Below are 17,957 nucleotides of genomic sequence, written 5' to 3' on the forward strand. Positions count from 1 at the left end.
CAGATACTGTCTAGCTGTTGTGATGAACGGCCGCGGCCGGGTTGTCGGCGTGACGGGAGGGACAAGGAGTGTCCACAGCTGTGGCCGGCGATGCCGAAGTCGAGTTGTTCGTGTCCACCACGAAAGCCTTCCTCGATCGGGAGGCGCCGTTGACGCGGGTCCGCGAGTTGCACGAACTCGGCATCCCGTTCGAACGCGACTGGTGGCGGCGAGGAGCCGAGCTCGGCTGGGCCGCTCTGCTCGTACCCGAGCAACTGGGCGGCGGGTCGGTGTCCGGCGATGGAATATCCGAGCTGGCGATGATAGCCGAGCTGTTCGGCCGCAGTGCTGCTCCGGGACCGCTTCTTCCGGTCAGTGCAGTCGCCGCAGCGCTGGCCGCGTCGAGCACCGCGACCGCGCATGCCGACATTCTCGACGCGCTCGTGGCCGGCACCTGCATCGGCGCATGGGCGGTCGACGAACCAGGAGCGCGATTCGGGGACGCCCCGACCACCCGGGCCACGACGACGCCGGCAGGGTTCCGGATCGACGGGATCAAAGACCGCGTGGAGGCGGGTAGCACCGCCGACGTGTTCCTGGTGACCGCGCATGCGGACGACGGCTGCCGACAGTTTCTGGTGCCGTCGGATTCGCCGGGCGTCTCGGTGCGTCAGCTGGCGGGAGTGGACCTCGTTCGCGACTACGCCGCGGTCGAGTTCGACGGCGTCGAGGTCGGCTCTCACGCTGCTGTCGGAACCTCCTCTGAGACAGCGGAACTGGTGGCCCGTCAGACATTGATCGTGCAGCTGCTGCAGTGTGCGGAGATGGTCGGCGCTCTGGACACCGTCTTCGACATGACAGTTGCTTGGGCTGTCGATCGACATAGCTTCGGTCGGCCGCTGGCGTCGTACCAGGCGCTCAAGCATCGCTTCGCGGACATGAAGACACACTTGGAGGCATGCCGCGCCATAGTGACGCAGGCAACGCGCGACGTCGGGGCACGAGCCGAAGCTGCCGCACTGTCGGTAAGCGCGGCGAAAGCGTACGTCGGCGAGTACTCGGTCAACATCCTTCAGGACTGCGTCCAGCTTCACGGCGGCATCGGCGTGACGTGGGAGCACGACCTGCACGTGTTTCTCCGGCGTGTCGAAGTCGATCGCGCCCTGTTCGGTAGCACCGAGGAACACTGGGAGCGACTGTTCGCGCTTGCGCAGGCTCGGGAGGAACGTCAATGACCGAAACCGTCGCCGCATTCCGCAAGCGGGCGGAGTCGTGGCTTGCTGCCAACATGCCGATGCTCGGAGCCGACACACCGTTCGCCGACCGCGCGGATGAAGCCACATGGCAGCGCGCCAGGGAATTGCAACGTCGGCTCTTTGACGGCGGTTTCGCGGGAATCTGCTACCCCAGCGAGTACGGCGGATTGGGGCTGGACTACGCGTATCAGATCGCGTTCAACGAGGTCGCCGAGCCCTACGAAATGCCGCTCGCACTCAATATCCCGAGCTTGACGATATGCGGTCCCACACTCCTGGACGTCGGAAGCGAAGAACAGAAGCGCACCCATATCGCCGCCGCCCTTCGCGGTGACGAGGTGTTGTGCCAACTGCTGTCCGAACCCAGCGGTGGGTCCGATCTCGCCGGCGTCATCACCCGCGCCGAACGCCGTGCCGACACGTGGGTACTCAACGGCGCCAAGACCTGGAGCAGCAGCGCTTTCGCCGCGGACTTCGGCCTCTGCCTGGCCCGCACCGACTGGAGCGTGCCAAAGCACGAGGGCCTGACGATGTTCCTGGTGCCGCTGGACGCGCCCGGCTTGTCGCTGCGCCGAATTCGGCAGGTGAACGGCTCCGCGGAATTCTGCGAGGAGTTCCTCGACGACGTCGAACTCGGGGACGAGCACGTCGTCGGCGAGGTCGGAGGTGGGTGGGCTGTGGCATCACGACAGCTGTTCCACGAACGCCGCGCGGTGGCCAAGGGTTCTGAATACGCCAACTGCGGAGCGGCTGAATCCGGTCGCGGTGGGCCGATCGACCTCCTCAAGCTGGTCGAAGCCACCGGACAATCAGGTGATCGATGGGCGCGCCGACTCGCCGGACGCGCGTTGACGCACCGAATCGTCGAAAAGGCATTGGGCGAGCACGTGTTCCGCGGCGTTGCCAGCGGACGTATGCCGCCGGCCTCCGGGTCCATGACGCGGCTGTACTACGCCGAATGCGAGAATCTCGTCCTCGATACCGCCGTTGCGTTACTCGGGTCTGAAAGCGTCGTCGGCGGCGCCGACTCGCCGTTCACCTCGATCGGCGAGAAGTTCCTTTCCCGCCAAACGGTCAATATCGGCGGAGGCACCACCGAAATCGCCAGGAACATCATCGCCGAACGAGTGCTGGAGTTCCCTCGTGAGCACGCCGCCGACCGTGGCGTGCCCTTCAAAGACGTCCGCCGCAACGGGAGTGGCGCGTGACCGAAGCCCTCATCACCGAACGGCTCGCCGCCGTGGTCGGCGTCTGGCACGACCAGGATGTGGCATCGTTTCCCATCGATCGGTCCGATATTCGGCGGTGGGCGATCGCGACGCACTGGCCGCAGCGGCCGCCGCGGCTTTTCTGGGACGAGGACTACGCGCGTACCACCCGCTGGGGCGGCATCATCGCACCTGATGACTTCAATCCCTTCGCCTGGCCTGTTGAACCGGCTGACGCGGGTCCGGCCGCCTACGCACTCCCCCGGCCTGGAGAGCCAGGACAGCGAATGCTCAATGGCGGAGTCGAATTCACCTTCGGCGAGCCGATGCGGCCGGGAGATGTGATCAGCAGCCGATGGCGGATCAGGGAGGCGACCGAACGCGACGGCAAGCTGGGCCGGATGCTGTATCTGAAATTGGAACGCGAGCTGCGCAACCAACACGGCGACCTGGTCCGCACTCGAATTGACACGGTCATTCGGTACTGACCTCGGAGGAGGACCAGCGTGTACATCGACGGCCAATGGCGATCAGCATTGTCGGGCAACAGTTTCGACAGCACCAACCCCGCCACCGGCGAGGTATTGGGCACCGCGCCCGACGGTGGCCGCGCCGATGCCAGGGCGGCGATCGACGCCGCGGTGGCCGCACTCCCCGCGTGGCGCGCGAAGACGGCCTACGAGCGCGCCGAGCTCCTCATCGCGGCGCATCGCATCATGATGGACCGCCAGGACGATTTGGCCACGCTGATGACCAGGGAGCAGGGCAAGCCGCTGCGCATGGCCCGCACCGAAGTCGGCTACGCCGCCGATTTCCTGCTCTGGTTCGCCGAGGAGGCGAAACGCGTCTACGGGGAGGTCATTCCGTCGGCACGCGCCGACCAGCGCTTCGTGGTGCTGCAGCAGCCCGTCGGCGTGTGCGCGGCGATTACGCCATGGAACTATCCGATCTCGATGATCACCCGAAAGGTGGCACCCGCGCTCGCCGCGGGATGTACGTCGGTACTCAAGCCCGCCGAACAGACGCCGCTGTGCGCGATCGAGACGTTTCGCGTCTTCGCCGACGCCGGCGTACCGCCCGGCGTTGTCAACCTCGTCACCTGCGCAGATCCTGAGCCCGTGGCCGGCGAGATCCTCGCCGACGCCAGCGTGCGCAAGGTCAGCTTCACCGGGTCCACGGAGATTGGCAAGATGATTGCCTCGCGGGCGGGCGGCACCATGAAGCGGGTGTCGATGGAACTCGGCGGCCACGCGCCGTTCCTGGTGTTCGCAGACGCGGACCCGGAGCACGCGGGCAAGGGTGCGGCACTGGTGAAGTTCCTCAACACCGGACAGGCGTGTATCTGCCCGAACAGGTTCATCGTCCACCGGTCCATCGCCGAACCGTTCCTCGCGACGCTGCGTGCCAGAGTGGAGAAGCTCATGCCCGGTGACGGGATGGCGAAAGGGACGACGGTGGGACCGCTGATCGACGATGCCGCCCTCAAAAAGATGGAACGTCAGGTCGCCGATGCCACCGCCAAGGGCGCCGAGGTCATCACCGGCGGAAACCGGTTACGTGGAACGGTTTTCGATGACGGGTGCTTCTTTGCGCCCACAATTTTGTCAGACGTGACTCCAGACATGCTGATCTGTTCCGAGGAAACGTTCGGCCCTATCGCACCGGTCATGGTGTTCGACGATGAGGACGAGGCCATCCGCTTGGCCAACTCGACGAGTTACGGTCTGGCCGGCTACATCTACACCCGTGACATCAGCCGCGCCCTCCGGGTTGCCGAAGCGCTGGACTTCGGGATGATCGGCATCAACGACATCAATCCGACGTCGGCGGCCGTGCCCTTCGGCGGGATCAAGGACAGTGGGCTCGGTCGCGAGGGCGCCAGGGCCGGGATCGCCGAATACCTTGATACCAAGGTTCTGGGAATTGCTCTGTGACAATTGATTTCAACTCGATTGCCATCGGCGACAAGCTTCCCGAGTACGTCAGGACAACTGGTTTCGCGGAGTGGAACCGCTACGCCGCCGTCAACGACGAGTTCATCCCGATCCACATGGACGATGACGCCGGCCGGGCCGCGGGAAACGAGGGCGGCGCCTTCGGCATGGGCAATCTGCGACTGGCGTACCTGACCAATATGCTGCGCGCTTGGATCGGCGACAACGGACAGATCTGTTCGCTGAGCGTCAAGTACAGGAGCATGAACCAGAAGGGTGATGTTCTGCGGGCTGTCGGCGAGGTGGTCGGCACCGAGATCGTCGACGGAGCCGCCCTGGTCCACCTCAAGGTTGACGTCGTTGATCAGAAGGGAACGAGCACGACGCCGGGTACTGCTACGGTCATGCTTGCGTGAAAACCCCGGGCGACTTCGAGTAGTCGACGGTTGACAGCTCCGTCATCCCACCGTCGATGTGCAACACGGTTCCCGTCACAAAGGCCGCGTCGTCACTGGCGAGGAAGGCCACGGCAGGCGCGATCTCGGCGTCGGGGTCGGCGCCCCTCTTCATCGGCGAAGCGTCCGCGGTTCTGGTGTAGTTGTCCCACTCGGTACCGATCATGTCGCGCTGCACATCGGTCAGAGCGAAGGGACATACCGCATTCACCCGGATACCGTGGGGCGCCCACTCATTGGCCGCAACCTTCGTCAATGCGCCGATTGCGCCCTTGGCTGCCGAATACGGCCCCGTGTAAGCGATTCCACCGAGCGCAGAGCCCGAGACGAAGTTGACCACAGACGCCTTGCCGGCCGCCTTGAGAAACGGGTGTGCAAGTTGCATGAATCGGAAGGTCGCTTTGGGGCCGGTCGCCTCCGACAACTCCCAGTCCTTGTCCGAGACCAGTTCCAACGCTTTGGGCATCGCGAAGTATTGCGCTGCGTTGACCAGCACATGCAGTGTTCCGCCGGAAGCCGCGGCTTGGACCGCCGCGGCGATGTCGTCACGCTTGGCGACGTTCGCCTCCACAAACCGCGCGACACCGCCGGCCTGCGCGATGAGGCCGATACACTCTGCGGCCTTGTCCTCGTTGAGATCGACGATGGTCACTGCGGCGCCCTCAGCCGCCAACCGCCGGGAGATCGCCCTGCCGAGCCCCTGGGCCCCACCGGTGACCAAAGCGCTGCGCTCATCGAGACGGCCCATACGATCCTCCCTTGATGTAACAGTTGAACAAATATCGTCTTATCATTCAGTATCATGGCAGACCGCCGACACTTGGCACGTGGAAGGGGTATCGGATGCGGGTAGAGGTGGATCGAGATCTCTGCGAGTCGAACGCGGTGTGCGTGGGAATCGCCCCGGACGTCTTCGCCCTCGATGACGAAGACCTGGCCGTCGTTGTCGGTGACGAGGTCCCCGCCGACCGCGAAGGGGAGGTGCGCGAGGCCGTGGCGCTGTGCCCGAAGATCGCCCTGACAGTGCACGAAGACCACTAGGCGCAACCGACGTGTACATCGGACTCACCGACGAACAGGACATGTTGCGCCAGACCACGGCCAGGCTCGCCGACGCGATCGCGACGAACAATGCCGACGACATCGCATCCGGCGATGACCTCGATCGCCAGTGGGAGCGCATCGTGGAGCTCGGGCTTCCGGCGTTACGCGCACCGTCGAGCTGGGGTCTGGACGCGAGCGGCGTCGAGACCGTCGTCGCGCTCGAGGAGCTGGCACGCCGGTTGACGGCGGTACCCGCGCTCGGCCAAGGCGCACTGGCCACCGAGCTTCTGCATGCAGCGGGCGCCGACAAAGAGGTCGAACTCGTCGCCGAGGGTGCCCTGCGTATCGCACCGGTTCTCTCTGAGGATCTGATGGACTTTGCCCAGACGGCGGATCGCGGCATTGCCCTCGATGCGGCGGGAGCTACTGACGTACTGTTCGCCGTTCGCGAGGGCGGCGGTCGACGGCTGGTCTCCGCCGCCGTCGCGGCAGCCGAGACTGACACTGGCGCCGGACTGGACCTCACCCGCGCGATGCGCGAGGTGGTCTCCGCGGACATGGAGTCGCCCACCCCGGTCGGTGATCCGATCCCAGCCGAGAGGTGGACCTCGGTTCAAGCAATGGCGTTGACCGCCGTGGCTGCCGACCTGGTCGGTGTCATGGCCGGTGCCCTCGACGACGCCGTCCGCTACGCGGGCGAGCGCGTTCAGTTCGGCACGAAGATTGGCAGCTTCCAGGCGATTCAGCATCTGCTCGCCGATTCGCTCGTCCGGCTGGAAGGTGCGCGCAGCTGTCTGTGGCATGCGGCGTGGGCCGTCGATCACCTTCCTGCGGAACAGGCTCTTCTCGCCGGACGCACCGCGAAAGCGTACGCGTCCGCAGCAGGCCGCGACGTCGTCGAGAACGCCATGCAGGTGCTCGGCGGAATCTCCATCACGTGGGAGCACGCGGCGCATCTACGGTTGCGCCGAACGCTGGTGAATCGTCGCCTCTTCGGAGACGAAACCACGCAGTACGCGGCCATCGCCGATATGCGACTTTCCGATCGAGAGCTGAGCTGACGAGCAAATGGACTTCACCGACACCCCAGAGGAAGCCGAGTTCCGCACTCGACTGCGCGCCTGGCTGACCGAGCACGCGGCGGAGGCCGTCATTCCCGACGACCCCGGCGAGCGGGCCGACGCCGCAAACGCCTGGCACCACACGCTGTACGAGGCGGGATACATCGGGTTGTCGTTCCCCACCGAGTATGGCGGCCACGGACTTTCACCCGTCTACGAGGCAATCCTGAACGACGAGCTCGGCCGCGCGGGTGCCCCGCCCATCGAAGGCGTCGGGCATCTGACGAACGCGTTGAGACTGTTCGGTTCCGAGCAGCAACGCGACGAATTGCTGCAAGGTCTGCTGTCGGGTGCCGTGCGGTGGTGCCAGGGGTTCAGTGAGCCCGACGCGGGCTCCGACCTTGCCAGCCTCAAGACGAGGGCGGAGAGCGTCGAGGTGGATGGCAGGCCGATGTTCCGCATCAACGGCAGGAAGATCTGGACGAGCTTCGCCGCCGTCGCGGACTGGTGTTTTCTGTTGTGCCGCACGGAACCCGACGCCGCCAAGCACGCGGGTATCTCGGTGCTGCTGGTGCCGATGTCGGCACCGGGCATCGAGGTGGCGCCCATTGTCAATGCCGCCCGCAATCGCGAGTTCGCGGAGGTGACGTTCACCGACGTTGAGGTCCCTGTTGAGAATCTCCTCGGTGAGCGAGGGCAGGGATGGTCGATTGCCAACCAGCTGCTGGCATATGAACGCGGACCGAGCGACATCAATTGGATCAGCCGTCTCGCCGTGCAGTTGCGCGCGCTCGAAGACGACGTCCGATCAGGTCGGCTTCCCAACACGCCGTCGGTCAGGACACGCCTAGGCGAGGCCTACACCGAGCTGCGAGCGCTGCAGGTCAAGGTGCAGCGCTCGCTCACCGACCGTGTCAACGGCACGCTGCCCGGGGCCGAGGGGTCGGTGGACAAGCTGCTGATGGCCAGGGCCGATCAGGCGTTCGGGCACACCATGATGGACGTGCGTGGCAGCGCACCGGTGCTTGCCGAAGGTTTGGAGTGGGACATCTACGTGTGGTCACGAGCGGCAGGGATTTACGGCGGCACCGCGCAGATCCAGCGCAACATCGTCGCCCAGCGGGTGCTGGGCTTGCCGCGAAAGTGACGCGTCAGCCTTGCTGGTAGTGCTTCAGCGCTTCTTTCATGCCTGACAGCCGACGGTGCATGACCTCATCACCCTTGCCTGCCTCGATTTCGCGGGTCACCTCGGCGATCTCGTCGATGAGGCGCGCGGCCGCCTCGTCACGCGTGAGCAGGTCCTGGTCCACCCAGTCGTCGTGCGGGATGCGTTCGCTGGGTTCCATATTCGCCCTCCTCGTCCGGCCACGCTATAGTCAAATAAGCAGAAAGTGTTCATCTGTACCGCTGGTGCCACCACCCTAACAGCTGCGACTTAGAAGGATCGACGATGCCGCTCCAACCGTCCATGAAGCTCCTGTCCGTCGACGATCACTTGATCGAGCCCCCCCACGTCTGGACCGACCGGCTGCCCAAGAAGTACATCGAGGACGGGCCGCGGATTGTCGAATTTCCTCGTGAGGGTAAGCCACCGATGCACCAATGGGTGTACGAGGGGCGGAGCTACCCGAACATCGGCTTGAACGCCGTCGCCGGGAAGTCGCCCGAGGAGTTCGGCGTCGACCCGGTTCGATACGACGACATGATCCCTGGCTGCTACGACCCCAAAGCGCGCCTGGCCGACATGGACATTGACGGCGTGCACGCGATGCTGTGCTTCCCCTCCTTCCCAAGGTTCTGCGGCACGGTGTTCCTGGAGGGAACAGACAAGGACCTGGCGCTGCTCAGCGTGCAGGCCTGGAACGACTTTTCACTCGACGAGTGGTGCTCCACCGATCCCGCCCGGTTCATTCCGATGATGATCAGTCCGCTGTGGGATGTCGAGCTGATGGTCGCTGAGATCGAGCGCAACGCGGCCAAAGGATGTCGGGCTGTGGGTCTTCCGGACAACCCGATGAACCTGGGGTTGCCCAGCTTCCACACCGCGCACTGGGATCCGGTCTGGTCCGCGCTGGAGGAGACCAACATGACGGCCGTCATGCACTTCGGTTCCGGTGGCATGCCGCCGTCGACGGCGCCCGAAGCGCCGTTCGCGGTGATGGTCACGCTGATGGGCACGACCTCGATGGCAGCGGCCATCGAACTGGTCTTCTCCCCCGTGTTCCACAAGCACCCCAACCTGAAGGTCGCGTTCTCCGAGGGCGGCATCGGATGGATGCCCTACTTGGTCGAACGCGCAGATTACGTGTGGCGCAAGCACAAGTACTACCAGAACATTCACCCGACAGTCGCGCCCTCGGAGTTGTTCCGCCGCAACATCACCGGTTGCTTCATCGAGGACGAGGTCGGCGTCGCGATGCGTCATCAGATCGGCATCGACAACATCACCTGGGAGTGCGACTACCCGCACTCTGATTCGTTCTGGCCGAAGAGCCGGGCTCGCGCCGAGGAGATGCTTGCCACCGTGCCCGATGAGGATGCTGCCAAAATCGTGGAACACAACGCGAGGCGCTGGTATGCCTTCCCCGAGGAAGGCTTCAAAGCAACAACTGCCGACACCGGCTGGCGGCCCAATAACGGTGAACCGCCGGACTACGACTACGACGCGGTGATGTCCGACCACGGTGGCGTCGGCTACGGAGCCTTCATCGAAAACCTCGCCAAGCAGATGGAGAACAAAGAGATCAAGGACTGAGCGCAGGCAGAGGCGTCGCGATGTCCGTCGAGGTGTCGCGACCGCGCAGCACCTGTGAGGCCACCACCTGCCAGTGCGTCAATTCCTCGCTGCCGGCGGCAGCGAGCGCACTGCCCGAAGCGGCTACTGCACAGCCGCTTTTGGCGTACTCGGACAAGCGGGCGGCCTCGTTGACCGGGTCGCCGATGACCGTGTACTCGTAACGACTGGCACCACCGACGTTGCCCGCCACCGCAGTACCGGCGGATACCCCTATACCGGCGGTAAGTCGCAGTGTCCCCGACTCCAGGGCACACACCAACTCCCGTGCGGCCGCGAGCGCGGCGCCGGCGTAATTCGGCATGGGTTGTGGCGCACCGAATATCGCCAGCGCAGCGTCCCCTTCGAATTTGTTGACCCAGCCGCCATGCCGCTCGACGACGTCGACGACCGTCGCAAAGAAGTCGTTGAGCAGCGCCACCAGGTCGTGCGGTGCCATGTCCAACGCCATACGCGTGGACCCCACGAGATCGACGAACATGACCGCGACCTCGCAATTGACACCACCGAGGTGCGGCTCCGGTGACTGCTCGGCCAGCCGTGCCACATCGCGGCCGACGTGCCTGCCGAAAATGTCGCGCAGGCGCTCCCGTTCCCGAAGTCCGTCGGCCATCGAGTTGAATCCGGCTTGCAGCAGCCCGAGTTCGGACGCGTCGAACACCGGTACGGTTACGTCGTAGTCGCCGTCGCCGATTCGCGCCATCCCGTCGCGCACCTCGTCTATCGGGTCCGCGACGGTGGCGCCGGTGAACAGGGTCACCACCAACCCGCACAGCACGGCAGCACCACCCAAGCCGAGGACCACTATCGCCAGCCTGTCTCCCGGGTAGTTCACGACCAGCGCGCTGGCGGCCACCAGCAACAGCATCAGCAGCGGCACTCCGGTGCCCACCATCCACGCGGCGGCGGCCCGCATCCGAAGGCCCGGCCGCTGCCTCCGTTGAGGCGGATTCTCGGTCAGCACTGCCGCGACGTGCGGTCGGAGAACCCGAGTGCACCACCAGTAGGTCAGCGTCGCCGTCACCGTCGCAGACAGCATCGTCGCAACACCGAGTGTTGTCGCCAGCCACGGGCGGCTCCGATTCACGACGATCAGCATGAGCGCCCCCGACACCCACACCGTCGCATTGATCCCGGTCAGACGGGCGGGTATCGCCATGCGGATGGCGTGCCGCTCAGCAGAACCCGCTACCGTTGGCACGGTGGTCCACCGCACGCCGGCGACGCAGGCCAGCGGCATCGCTATCGATGCGTAGACGAATGCAGCAATGACGTTCGTGCGCAACACGTCTGGCTCATCGAGCGCCGCTCCGGTCGGAAGACCCCGTGAGGCCAGGACACCAACCACCGCGGCACCGCACATACTCGGAACCACCGCGCCGAGCGCCAGCGCCAGCCGTGCAGACGTAGGCACGGCGAACTGACGACCGCGCACACCGCTCACGACCGCGGCGTAGTGAGCCAGGACCGCCAGTCGTCGATCGCGACCAGGCGTCCCGAGGATGCGAGGGTGAGATAAAGCGTGCCGTCGCCGGTGTCGAGCGTCGCGTTTGTTGTCATCGGGTCGTCGAGAGGCAGCGCTCCGAGCGTCTCACCTGCCGGTGAGAAGGCGGTGACACCTCCCGCGCCCAGCGTCGCGACCAGGATGGTTCCGTCGGCGGCAACGCAAAGGCCGTCCGCGCCACCGATGTTGAGCGGACCACCACTGGGGACCGTGGCGAGACCACGTGCGCCGGCGACACGCCCCGGTGCCGACAGCATGAACTCCCACACCCGGCGGGTGCGCGTCTCGGCGACGTAGACACGGTCGCCTTCTGGCGACAGGGCGATGCCGTTCGGCATTTCCAGGGGATAGACGATCTCCTCGAGCTGACCGTCCGGTGTGCCGTAGAGCAGCCCGGTCATGGTGCGCTGGCGATTGTGGGTGGTACCGCCGTCGGTCACGTAGAAACCGCCCTCGGCATCGACACAAATGTCACTGGGCCGCACCAGCGGCATCGTGCGGCCTGCGCGGGAACGGAATTCGGTAGTCAGAGTGTGCACCGACCCGTCGAGGTCGACCATTTGCAGCTGCGGCGTGATTGGCTGCTCTGCAGCACCCACCGGACGGAACAGCTGCGCGCAGCCCTCGAAGTCGTAGGGCCAAAAGCCGACCCCGAAGGTGGAGCCCCCGTTCTGGCAGACCACCAGCCGGCCGTCGGCTAGCACCCCGACACCGTTCGGGCCGCCACCGACATCGGCAACAAGAGTGGCGGCGCCATGTGGGCTGATCCTGGTGATGCGCCCCGCCGCCATCTCCGACACCACGACGGAGCCATCCGGATACACGATTGGGCTTTCCGGAAAAGCGAGGCGGTCTGAGAGGGTTCGCATATCTGTCATCGGCGGGACTCCCACCAGGCGGCGAACCGGGGATCGGCGAGTGGAATGTCACCGACACCGACCTGGCTGCGTGGCCAGTTCGCAGGCGGTTGGTCCAGTGGCGATTTCTCGTGCGCCGCCCCGTACCAGAGCCGATGCCTGCGGTGGGAGAACAGCCAGCGGTCACCGACCTTTTCGTATGTGTCGTCGTACCGGATCAGCTGGTCAAGAAAGCCGTCCGCACGCGTCTGGGCGTGGCAGAGCGCCCAGACCTGGCCCGACGCGTGCTCGGCGTCATGGAGATCGATGAGATGGTTGGCCACCAGGATCACGGCGAAGATGCTGTCGTTGAGACTTCGGCTCATCAACGTGCGCAACCCATCGGGCCCGTCGCCGTAGTCGCCGAATCGCGCGTCAGGAGAGAACAATTCCGCCATCGCGTCGACGTCGCGGGACTCGATTGCAGCAGCGTATCGCAGCGGCAGCGCACGTATCGCGTCTCGCGCGAGCAGGTCATCGAGCGCGTTCGACATTCATCCCCCCGTCACGTTGATGTCCTGACCGGTGATCGCCGACGCCGCGTCCGAGGCCAGCCACAACGACACCTCGGCGACCTCATCGGGTTGGACCAACCGCCCGATCTTGGTCAATGCGGCCAGACGCCGGCGCAACTCGCCGGGATCGACGCCGTCGTCACGGGCTCGCCGTGCCACGTAGGTGTCGAACAGTTCGCCCGCCACACTGCCGACCACCAAAGTATTGACGCGGATTCCGAGGGCGCCGACCTCGAGCGCCAGCGTTTGACACAGCGCCGAAAGACCTAGTTTCGCCGCCGCGTAGTGCGCCTTGCGCGGTTGCACATTTCGCGCCGCAGCCGACGACACGAATTGCACATTGCCGCGACCGGCCGGAATCATCGCCTCCGACAGCGCTTCCCGAGTCAACACCATCGGCGCCAGGAGGTTGGTGGCGAACACGTCCTGCCAGTTGGCTACGGTCGCCTCGCTGACGAGTTGGTCCACTCCGGGCACCGCTGCGTTGTTGATGAGCACATCCAGTCGCCCCCACCGGGACATGATCGCGGAAACGGCGGCCTTGCACTGATTTTCGTCCCTGATGTCGACAACATGCACGGAGGCGGCCCCACCTTCCTCGGCAATGATGCCTGCGGTGACCTCAAGCTCGTCCGGGCGCCGCGCCACCAACGCGACCGTTGCGCCGCTGCGCGCGTATCGCCGGGCGATGACACGGCCGATACCGCCGCTCGCGCCGGTGACGACGACAACGCTGTCGGCAGGCTCTGCATCCACGGTCGCTAGCCGTCCAGCAGCATCTTCGCCATTGGTGTGCCGGCGGGAAACACCTCGGTGATACCCGCGCTCAGATATCCCGAGTCCGTCACCATCGTGATGCCGTTGACGACGCTCGCCGCATCGCTGCACAGGAACAGCAACGGATAGGCCTGTTCCATCGGCGTGGCGGCATCCACACCGATCTTCGCGCGGTAGTCGGCGCCGAAATCGAGCCAGAGATCTGCGTTGGCCTGCGCCAGCGGCGTATCGGTCGGTCCGGGGCAGATTGCGTTGATCCGAATGCCGTCAGCGATGAGTTCCATCGCCTCACGCGCAACATACGCGCAGACCGCCTGCTTGGTGAACATGTAGTGCGCACAACCGTTGTCGACTGCCCATGCCGCAGCGGTATCGAAGTCGTCGATATCAAGGAACTCGTTGAGCTGGCGCAGGTTCGACCGCCACGCGAGGCCGGCCGCCGAGGAGATGAAACCGATGGCCGACCCGCGGCCGAGCATGCCTAGGGCGCGCAGGCGCTCGATGAGGTGCCGGTGGCCGATGAAGTTGATGCGCTCGATGCCGGGACCGTCGGCGACCCCCGCGCACGCAAACAGAGCGTGGACGGCGCCCCCGCATTCGGACACCGCCGCGTCGATGCTGTCCCTCTCCGCCAGGTTCACCCGGATGGGCGTGACGCCAGGCAGATCGCAGTTGGCGTAATCCATGACAACAACCTCGGCGCCTGCGTCCTGGGCCAGTCGAGCGACGGCATTGCCCATGCCGGTGGCCCCACCGACGACGAGGACGCGCTTGCCCCGGTACGAGAAGGCGTCGAACAGGCTCATGGTGCCTCCAGTGCAGTCGCCGCCGCCGTTCGGTGGCCGATTCTCAGGCTATTACAAGAGCACATCATCTGTACTATTGTCTAGTAATGACAGCCGGAATCGACACCGTTGTCGAGGCGTGGATCTCCGAGCACATCGGGCCGGTCCGCACCTTCGAACGCCAGCAACGTTGGCGGCCGGCCTGGTTCGTCATCGTTGAACGCGACGGCCGGGACATCGGTCTCTACGTCCGTGGTGAGCGCGAGGGATTCGGGTTCGCCACCGTCGCCACAGAGGCGGAGATCCTGCGGGTGTTGGAAGCGCACGACATCCCGGTCCCGCACATCCACGGCGAGATCGTCGAAGCCTCGGCGGTCGTAATGGACCTCCTGCCGGGTGCACCGAATCCGTGTAGTGCGGGTGATCCCGGCGACCTCGACGCGGTCATGGATGACTACGTCGACGCGCTCGTCCGAGCGCACGCGATTGATCCGGCGGCGTTCGCGGCCGTGGGCCTGCACTCCCCCGCTGACCCTCACGCTCTCGCCCTGGACTACTTCGAGACCTTCGTGGCCCGCTACCGGGAATTCAAGCAGCGCCCAGAACCCCTGCTGGAGTTCGCCATCGGATGGCTGCGCCGCAACGTACCAACTGATCGGACCACACCTCAGTTCGTCCTCGGCGATACGGGACAGTACATGTACGCCGACGGTCGGATCACCGGCCTGATCGACGTCGAACTCGCCCACATCGGTGACGTCTCACACGATCTCGCGGGCCTGAGGTTGCGCAACGTCACCGAACCGATGGGTGACCTCGGCCGGGTGCTGCGGCGCTATGAGGAGGAATCCGGGACACCGCTGGATCGTGCCGCGATCGAGTTCCACACCGCCAAGTTCGCGCTGTGTACGCCGCTCGGCGTCGCCATCGTTCTGCATCTCGACCTACCGCTGACCGACATCGTGCAGTACATCGAATGGTTTCACCTGCTGTCGCTGCACGCGATCGAGTCGATCGCCCGTCAGGCCGACATCGCGCTACCGGCCGTGCCATCCCCAGAGCCCACGCCATCGTCCTATTCCGGCGCCGTTGCCGGCCTGGCGTCGATGGTCGAGTCCCTCGATGTGCCTGCCGGCATCGCGGAGTACCAGAGGTCATCGGTGGCCAATGTCGCGCGACTGTGCCACCGCATCAGCCAGTACGGAGTCGCCGTCGATGCCGCAGACCTCGACGATATCGAGCACCTACTCGGGACCCGGCCCGTCGACCGAGCGGCGGGCGACCGAGCACTCGAGGAGTTCGTCTGCACGGCGGAGCCACACCACGATGCAGCCCTGATCGCGCTGCTGCACCGTCGCGTGATGCGGCAATTGATGCTCATCGAGCCACTCCTGACCGGTGGGCGCATCGGCCACGTGACGCCATTGGACGAACTGTTGGACACCAGCGACAACGGAAAAGGATGCGGCAGCGGTTGACGCCACGCGCGCTTTACGCTGCCCGCTAGGCGGGCGTCACCGTGATCGGCAGATGGGTCGGCCCCCGCAGCGAGGTGTTCGTGGACCACGTCGCCGGGCCGGCAGGGGTGATCGCGGAGGCCTGTTTGACCAATTCACGAAGGACCGCCTGTGCCTCCATGCGGGCTAATGGCGCCCCGATGCACATATGTGCGCCATAGCCGAAAGCGATGTGACTGCGAGGATTTCGATCGGCGCGGTACCGATCAGGATCTTCGAATACCAGAGGGTCGCGATTAGCGGCCGCGAAGTTGAGCATCACCCGCGAGCCAGAGGGAATGGTTACTTCCCCGACCTGGTAGTCCGCCCGCGTGTACCTGTAGAGGTTCTGAATGGGTGTCGATATGCGCAGCTGCTCCTCGACCGCCATCGGTATCAGATCCGGGTTCTGCCGGATCATTTCGAATTGATCAGGATTGTGCGCCAACGTGTCGAACATGCCACCGAGCAGATTCGTCGTGGTCTCGTTACCCGCGATCAGCAGCAGAACTGCGATGAGGAAGAGCTGATCATCGGTGAGCGACCCGTCGTCGGCGTGAGTGAGCAACCGGCCGAGAACGGTGTCCGAGTCCTTCAGTCCCCCTGACGAGAACTGCCTCATGAAGTAGCGCTGCAAAGCCGCCATGGAGGCGACAGCCTTGCCGAAGCGGATTACCCCACGGCGACTCGCTTCGAAGTCCACGATGTGCATGCCCGCCTCCGACCACGCCCGGAACTTGTCCACGTCGGCATCGGGGACGCCCAGAATGTAGGCGATCATCCGCATCGGCATGGGAATCGTGAGCCGTTGAACGACGTCGCAACCGGGTTCGGCCAACACCTCAGACACCAGCTCTGACGCGAGTTCGTCGGTCATGTTCTGCCAGCTGGCCATTGCGCCCTTGCTGAAGCCCGGTTGCACCTGCTTGCGCAGCCGCGCGTGTTCGGCCCCATCCGAGTGCACCAGAACCGGCGCCGAAATTCGCATCCGCGTGACGCCCTCGGTACTGGTGACGGCATCGGTGTCCCGCAGCGCGGCACGCACGTCCTCGTGCCTACAGAGGATCCACGTAGCCCGTTTCGGGTTGTAGTGCACCCGTCCCTGCTGGTGAAGTCGCCGGAAGGCGTCGAACGGCTGCGCGGCCGTATCGCGGTCAAGCGGGTCGTAATCGGTGTTGACTGCTCCTGCCCATCCCTGGTGGCCTCGCCGCCGATCGCGCAGTGCAGCAGCGGAATTCAATCGAATTGCGGAGGTGAAGGCGGCCGTGATCGCGCCCCGCTCACCCAGCCTTTCCACCAGGTTCACGGACGTGTCCTTTTCACTTGGTGCCGTATGACGGTGTCGCCGAACTCCTCGATCGCCGACACGGCCTGGTCGACACTGTCGCCGGCCACGCTCAGGGTGATCACGGTAACCCCGATGGTCGCAAGGCGTTCCACGTCGGCAATGAAGGATGCCGGGTCAAAGCTCGAACGTCCCGGTGTACTACCCAACCCGTTGAACACGATGTCGATCTCAGCAGGATCCCTGCCCGCCGAGTCACACCTGCGCGCCAAATCCTTGATGCCGGCGACAAGTTGCGCGTCGCCGTCCATAGTTGCCGTCCTCGTGACCCTCGCCAACATCTCCGGCGCAGCGAAGGGGCACCATGCGTCGCCGTGGGTCACGACCCTGCGGCGGGCAGCGGCGGTGTTACCACCGATCCAGATCGGCGGACGCTGCTGCGGCCGTGGATGCGCGGTGATGCCGTCGAACTCGAAATGCCTGCCGGCGAAGCTCACGTTGTCAGCTGTCCAGACCTGTCGAATGACATCGAGGGCTTCGTCGACGATTCCGGCACGTTGCTCGTATTCCACGCCCAGTGCTGCGAATTCACCCTTCAGGTAACCAACACCGACGGCCAATGTGAAGCGCCCACCCGACAATGCGTCCAGTGTCGCGCCGGCTTTCGCGACGATCAGCGGATTTCGATACGGCAGGACGACCAGGTTCGGTATCAGTCGCAAACGGGTCGTCACCGCTGCCGCGAATCCCATGGCCACGAACGGGTCGAGCGCGTCGTGCCCGCCGGAATCGAGCCACCTCTGCGTCGGGGCGGGGTGGTCGGTGAAACCGAAGCCGTGAAACCCGGCACGCTCGGCTGCCGCGGCGATCGCGGTCACCCCGGACCCGGTGACCAGTTCAGGGTTGTAGGGGTGGGTGTGCATCGGGTGTGTCAGCACGAAGCGCACGCTGCACTCCTCGTCGGTGTC

Annotated in this window: 19 protein-coding genes; 10 read left to right on the forward strand and 9 right to left on the reverse strand. The window is 65.1% G+C overall.

Going from position 1 to position 17,957, the window contains the following annotated elements; genetic code table 11:
- Positions 1–68 precede the first annotated feature (68 nt).
- From AWC12_RS18580 to AWC12_RS18600, 5 genes are read left to right on the forward strand one after another with little or no spacing between them, the layout of a single operon-like run.
- Positions 69–1,214, forward strand: coding sequence for an acyl-CoA dehydrogenase family protein (locus AWC12_RS18580; RefSeq protein WP_085176151.1), 1,146 nt, complete (start codon positions 69–71; stop codon positions 1,212–1,214).
- A complete protein-coding gene (locus AWC12_RS18585; RefSeq protein ID WP_085176153.1) occupies positions 1,211–2,443 on the forward strand; it encodes an acyl-CoA dehydrogenase family protein in 1,233 nt (410 codons plus the stop codon). The genes AWC12_RS18580 and AWC12_RS18585 overlap by 4 nt, the downstream gene beginning before the upstream one ends.
- The gene (locus tag AWC12_RS18590; RefSeq protein WP_085176155.1) at positions 2,440–2,931 is read left to right on the forward strand and encodes an FAS1-like dehydratase domain-containing protein; all 492 of its coding nucleotides are present in this window, start codon (positions 2,440–2,442) and stop codon (positions 2,929–2,931) included. The genes AWC12_RS18585 and AWC12_RS18590 overlap by 4 nt, the downstream gene beginning before the upstream one ends.
- 18 nt (positions 2,932–2,949) lie before the next feature.
- Entirely contained in the window at positions 2,950–4,377 is a 1,428-nt protein-coding gene (locus tag AWC12_RS18595; RefSeq protein WP_085176157.1) for an NAD-dependent succinate-semialdehyde dehydrogenase, read from the forward strand.
- A complete protein-coding gene (locus tag AWC12_RS18600; protein ID WP_085176159.1) occupies positions 4,374–4,793 on the forward strand; it encodes a MaoC/PaaZ C-terminal domain-containing protein in 420 nt (139 codons plus the stop codon). The genes AWC12_RS18595 and AWC12_RS18600 overlap by 4 nt, the downstream gene beginning before the upstream one ends.
- Here AWC12_RS18600 and AWC12_RS18605 read toward each other — a convergent pair.
- Positions 4,780–5,580, reverse strand: a complete 801-nt coding sequence (locus tag AWC12_RS18605) for an SDR family NAD(P)-dependent oxidoreductase (protein ID WP_085176161.1) — start codon at positions 5,578–5,580, stop codon at positions 4,780–4,782. The two genes, AWC12_RS18600 and AWC12_RS18605, sit on opposite strands and share 14 nt — an antisense overlap.
- 95 nt (positions 5,581–5,675) lie before the next feature.
- On the opposite strand from AWC12_RS18605, the gene AWC12_RS18610 reads away from it, so the two are divergent.
- From AWC12_RS18610 to AWC12_RS18620, 3 genes are read left to right on the forward strand one after another with little or no spacing between them, the layout of a single operon-like run.
- On the forward strand, positions 5,676–5,873 hold the full coding sequence (locus AWC12_RS18610; RefSeq protein WP_085176163.1) for a ferredoxin: 198 nt from the start codon (positions 5,676–5,678) through the stop codon (positions 5,871–5,873).
- A gap of 11 nt (positions 5,874–5,884) precedes the next feature.
- Positions 5,885–6,937 (forward strand): acyl-CoA dehydrogenase family protein, encoded by a 1,053-nt coding sequence (locus tag AWC12_RS18615; RefSeq protein WP_085176165.1) that lies wholly within the window; start codon positions 5,885–5,887, stop codon positions 6,935–6,937.
- 7 nt (positions 6,938–6,944) lie between these two features.
- Positions 6,945–8,084 carry an acyl-CoA dehydrogenase family protein gene (locus tag AWC12_RS18620; RefSeq protein WP_085176167.1) on the forward strand — a complete coding sequence of 380 codons (1,140 nt, stop codon included), beginning with the start codon at positions 6,945–6,947 and terminating at the stop codon, positions 8,082–8,084.
- 4 nt (positions 8,085–8,088) lie between these two features.
- On the opposite strand, the gene AWC12_RS18625 is transcribed toward AWC12_RS18620, so the two are convergent.
- On the reverse strand, positions 8,089–8,283 hold the full coding sequence (locus AWC12_RS18625) for a hypothetical protein (protein WP_085176169.1): 195 nt from the start codon (positions 8,281–8,283) through the stop codon (positions 8,089–8,091).
- Positions 8,284–8,387: 104 nt separating this feature from the next.
- On the opposite strand from AWC12_RS18625, the gene AWC12_RS18630 reads away from it, so the two are divergent.
- A complete protein-coding gene (locus AWC12_RS18630) occupies positions 8,388–9,692 on the forward strand; it encodes an amidohydrolase family protein (RefSeq protein WP_085176171.1) in 1,305 nt (434 codons plus the stop codon).
- Here AWC12_RS18630 and AWC12_RS18635 read toward each other — a convergent pair.
- From AWC12_RS18635 to AWC12_RS18655, 5 genes are read right to left on the reverse strand one after another with little or no spacing between them, the layout of a single operon-like run.
- Positions 9,682–11,175 carry an adenylate/guanylate cyclase domain-containing protein gene (locus AWC12_RS18635; protein ID WP_110808683.1) on the reverse strand — a complete coding sequence of 498 codons (1,494 nt, stop codon included), beginning with the start codon at positions 11,173–11,175 and terminating at the stop codon, positions 9,682–9,684. The genes AWC12_RS18630 and AWC12_RS18635 overlap by 11 nt on opposite strands.
- The gene (locus AWC12_RS18640) at positions 11,172–12,104 is read right to left on the reverse strand and encodes an SMP-30/gluconolactonase/LRE family protein (protein ID WP_234814081.1); all 933 of its coding nucleotides are present in this window, start codon (positions 12,102–12,104) and stop codon (positions 11,172–11,174) included. The genes AWC12_RS18635 and AWC12_RS18640 overlap by 4 nt, the downstream gene beginning before the upstream one ends.
- 5 nt (positions 12,105–12,109) lie before the next feature.
- Positions 12,110–12,625, reverse strand: coding sequence for a nuclear transport factor 2 family protein (locus AWC12_RS18645; RefSeq protein ID WP_085176175.1), 516 nt, complete (start codon positions 12,623–12,625; stop codon positions 12,110–12,112).
- Positions 12,626–13,402, reverse strand: coding sequence for an SDR family NAD(P)-dependent oxidoreductase (locus tag AWC12_RS18650; RefSeq protein WP_085176177.1), 777 nt, complete (start codon positions 13,400–13,402; stop codon positions 12,626–12,628).
- A 5-nt stretch (positions 13,403–13,407) separates the two neighbouring features.
- Entirely contained in the window at positions 13,408–14,229 is an 822-nt protein-coding gene (locus tag AWC12_RS18655; protein WP_085176179.1) for an SDR family oxidoreductase, read from the reverse strand.
- Between the two features lie 86 nt (positions 14,230–14,315).
- Between AWC12_RS18655 and AWC12_RS18660 the strand changes: the two genes are divergently transcribed.
- Positions 14,316–15,686, forward strand: coding sequence for a phosphotransferase (locus AWC12_RS18660; RefSeq protein WP_085176181.1), 1,371 nt, complete (start codon positions 14,316–14,318; stop codon positions 15,684–15,686).
- Between the two features lie 25 nt (positions 15,687–15,711).
- Here the strand turns inward: AWC12_RS18660 and AWC12_RS18665 are convergent, their stop codons facing one another.
- Entirely contained in the window at positions 15,712–17,001 is a 1,290-nt protein-coding gene (locus AWC12_RS18665) for a cytochrome P450 (protein ID WP_085176242.1), read from the reverse strand.
- A gap of 5 nt (positions 17,002–17,006) precedes the next feature.
- Positions 17,007–17,936, reverse strand: a complete 930-nt coding sequence (locus tag AWC12_RS18670) for an LLM class F420-dependent oxidoreductase (RefSeq protein WP_085176244.1) — start codon at positions 17,934–17,936, stop codon at positions 17,007–17,009.
- Positions 17,937–17,957: the final 21 nt, after the last annotated feature.

Origin of the sequence: Mycolicibacterium iranicum, assembly GCF_002101705.1 — a bacterium.
Classification (GTDB): Bacteria; Actinomycetota; Actinomycetes; order Mycobacteriales; family Mycobacteriaceae; genus Mycobacterium; species Mycobacterium iranicum.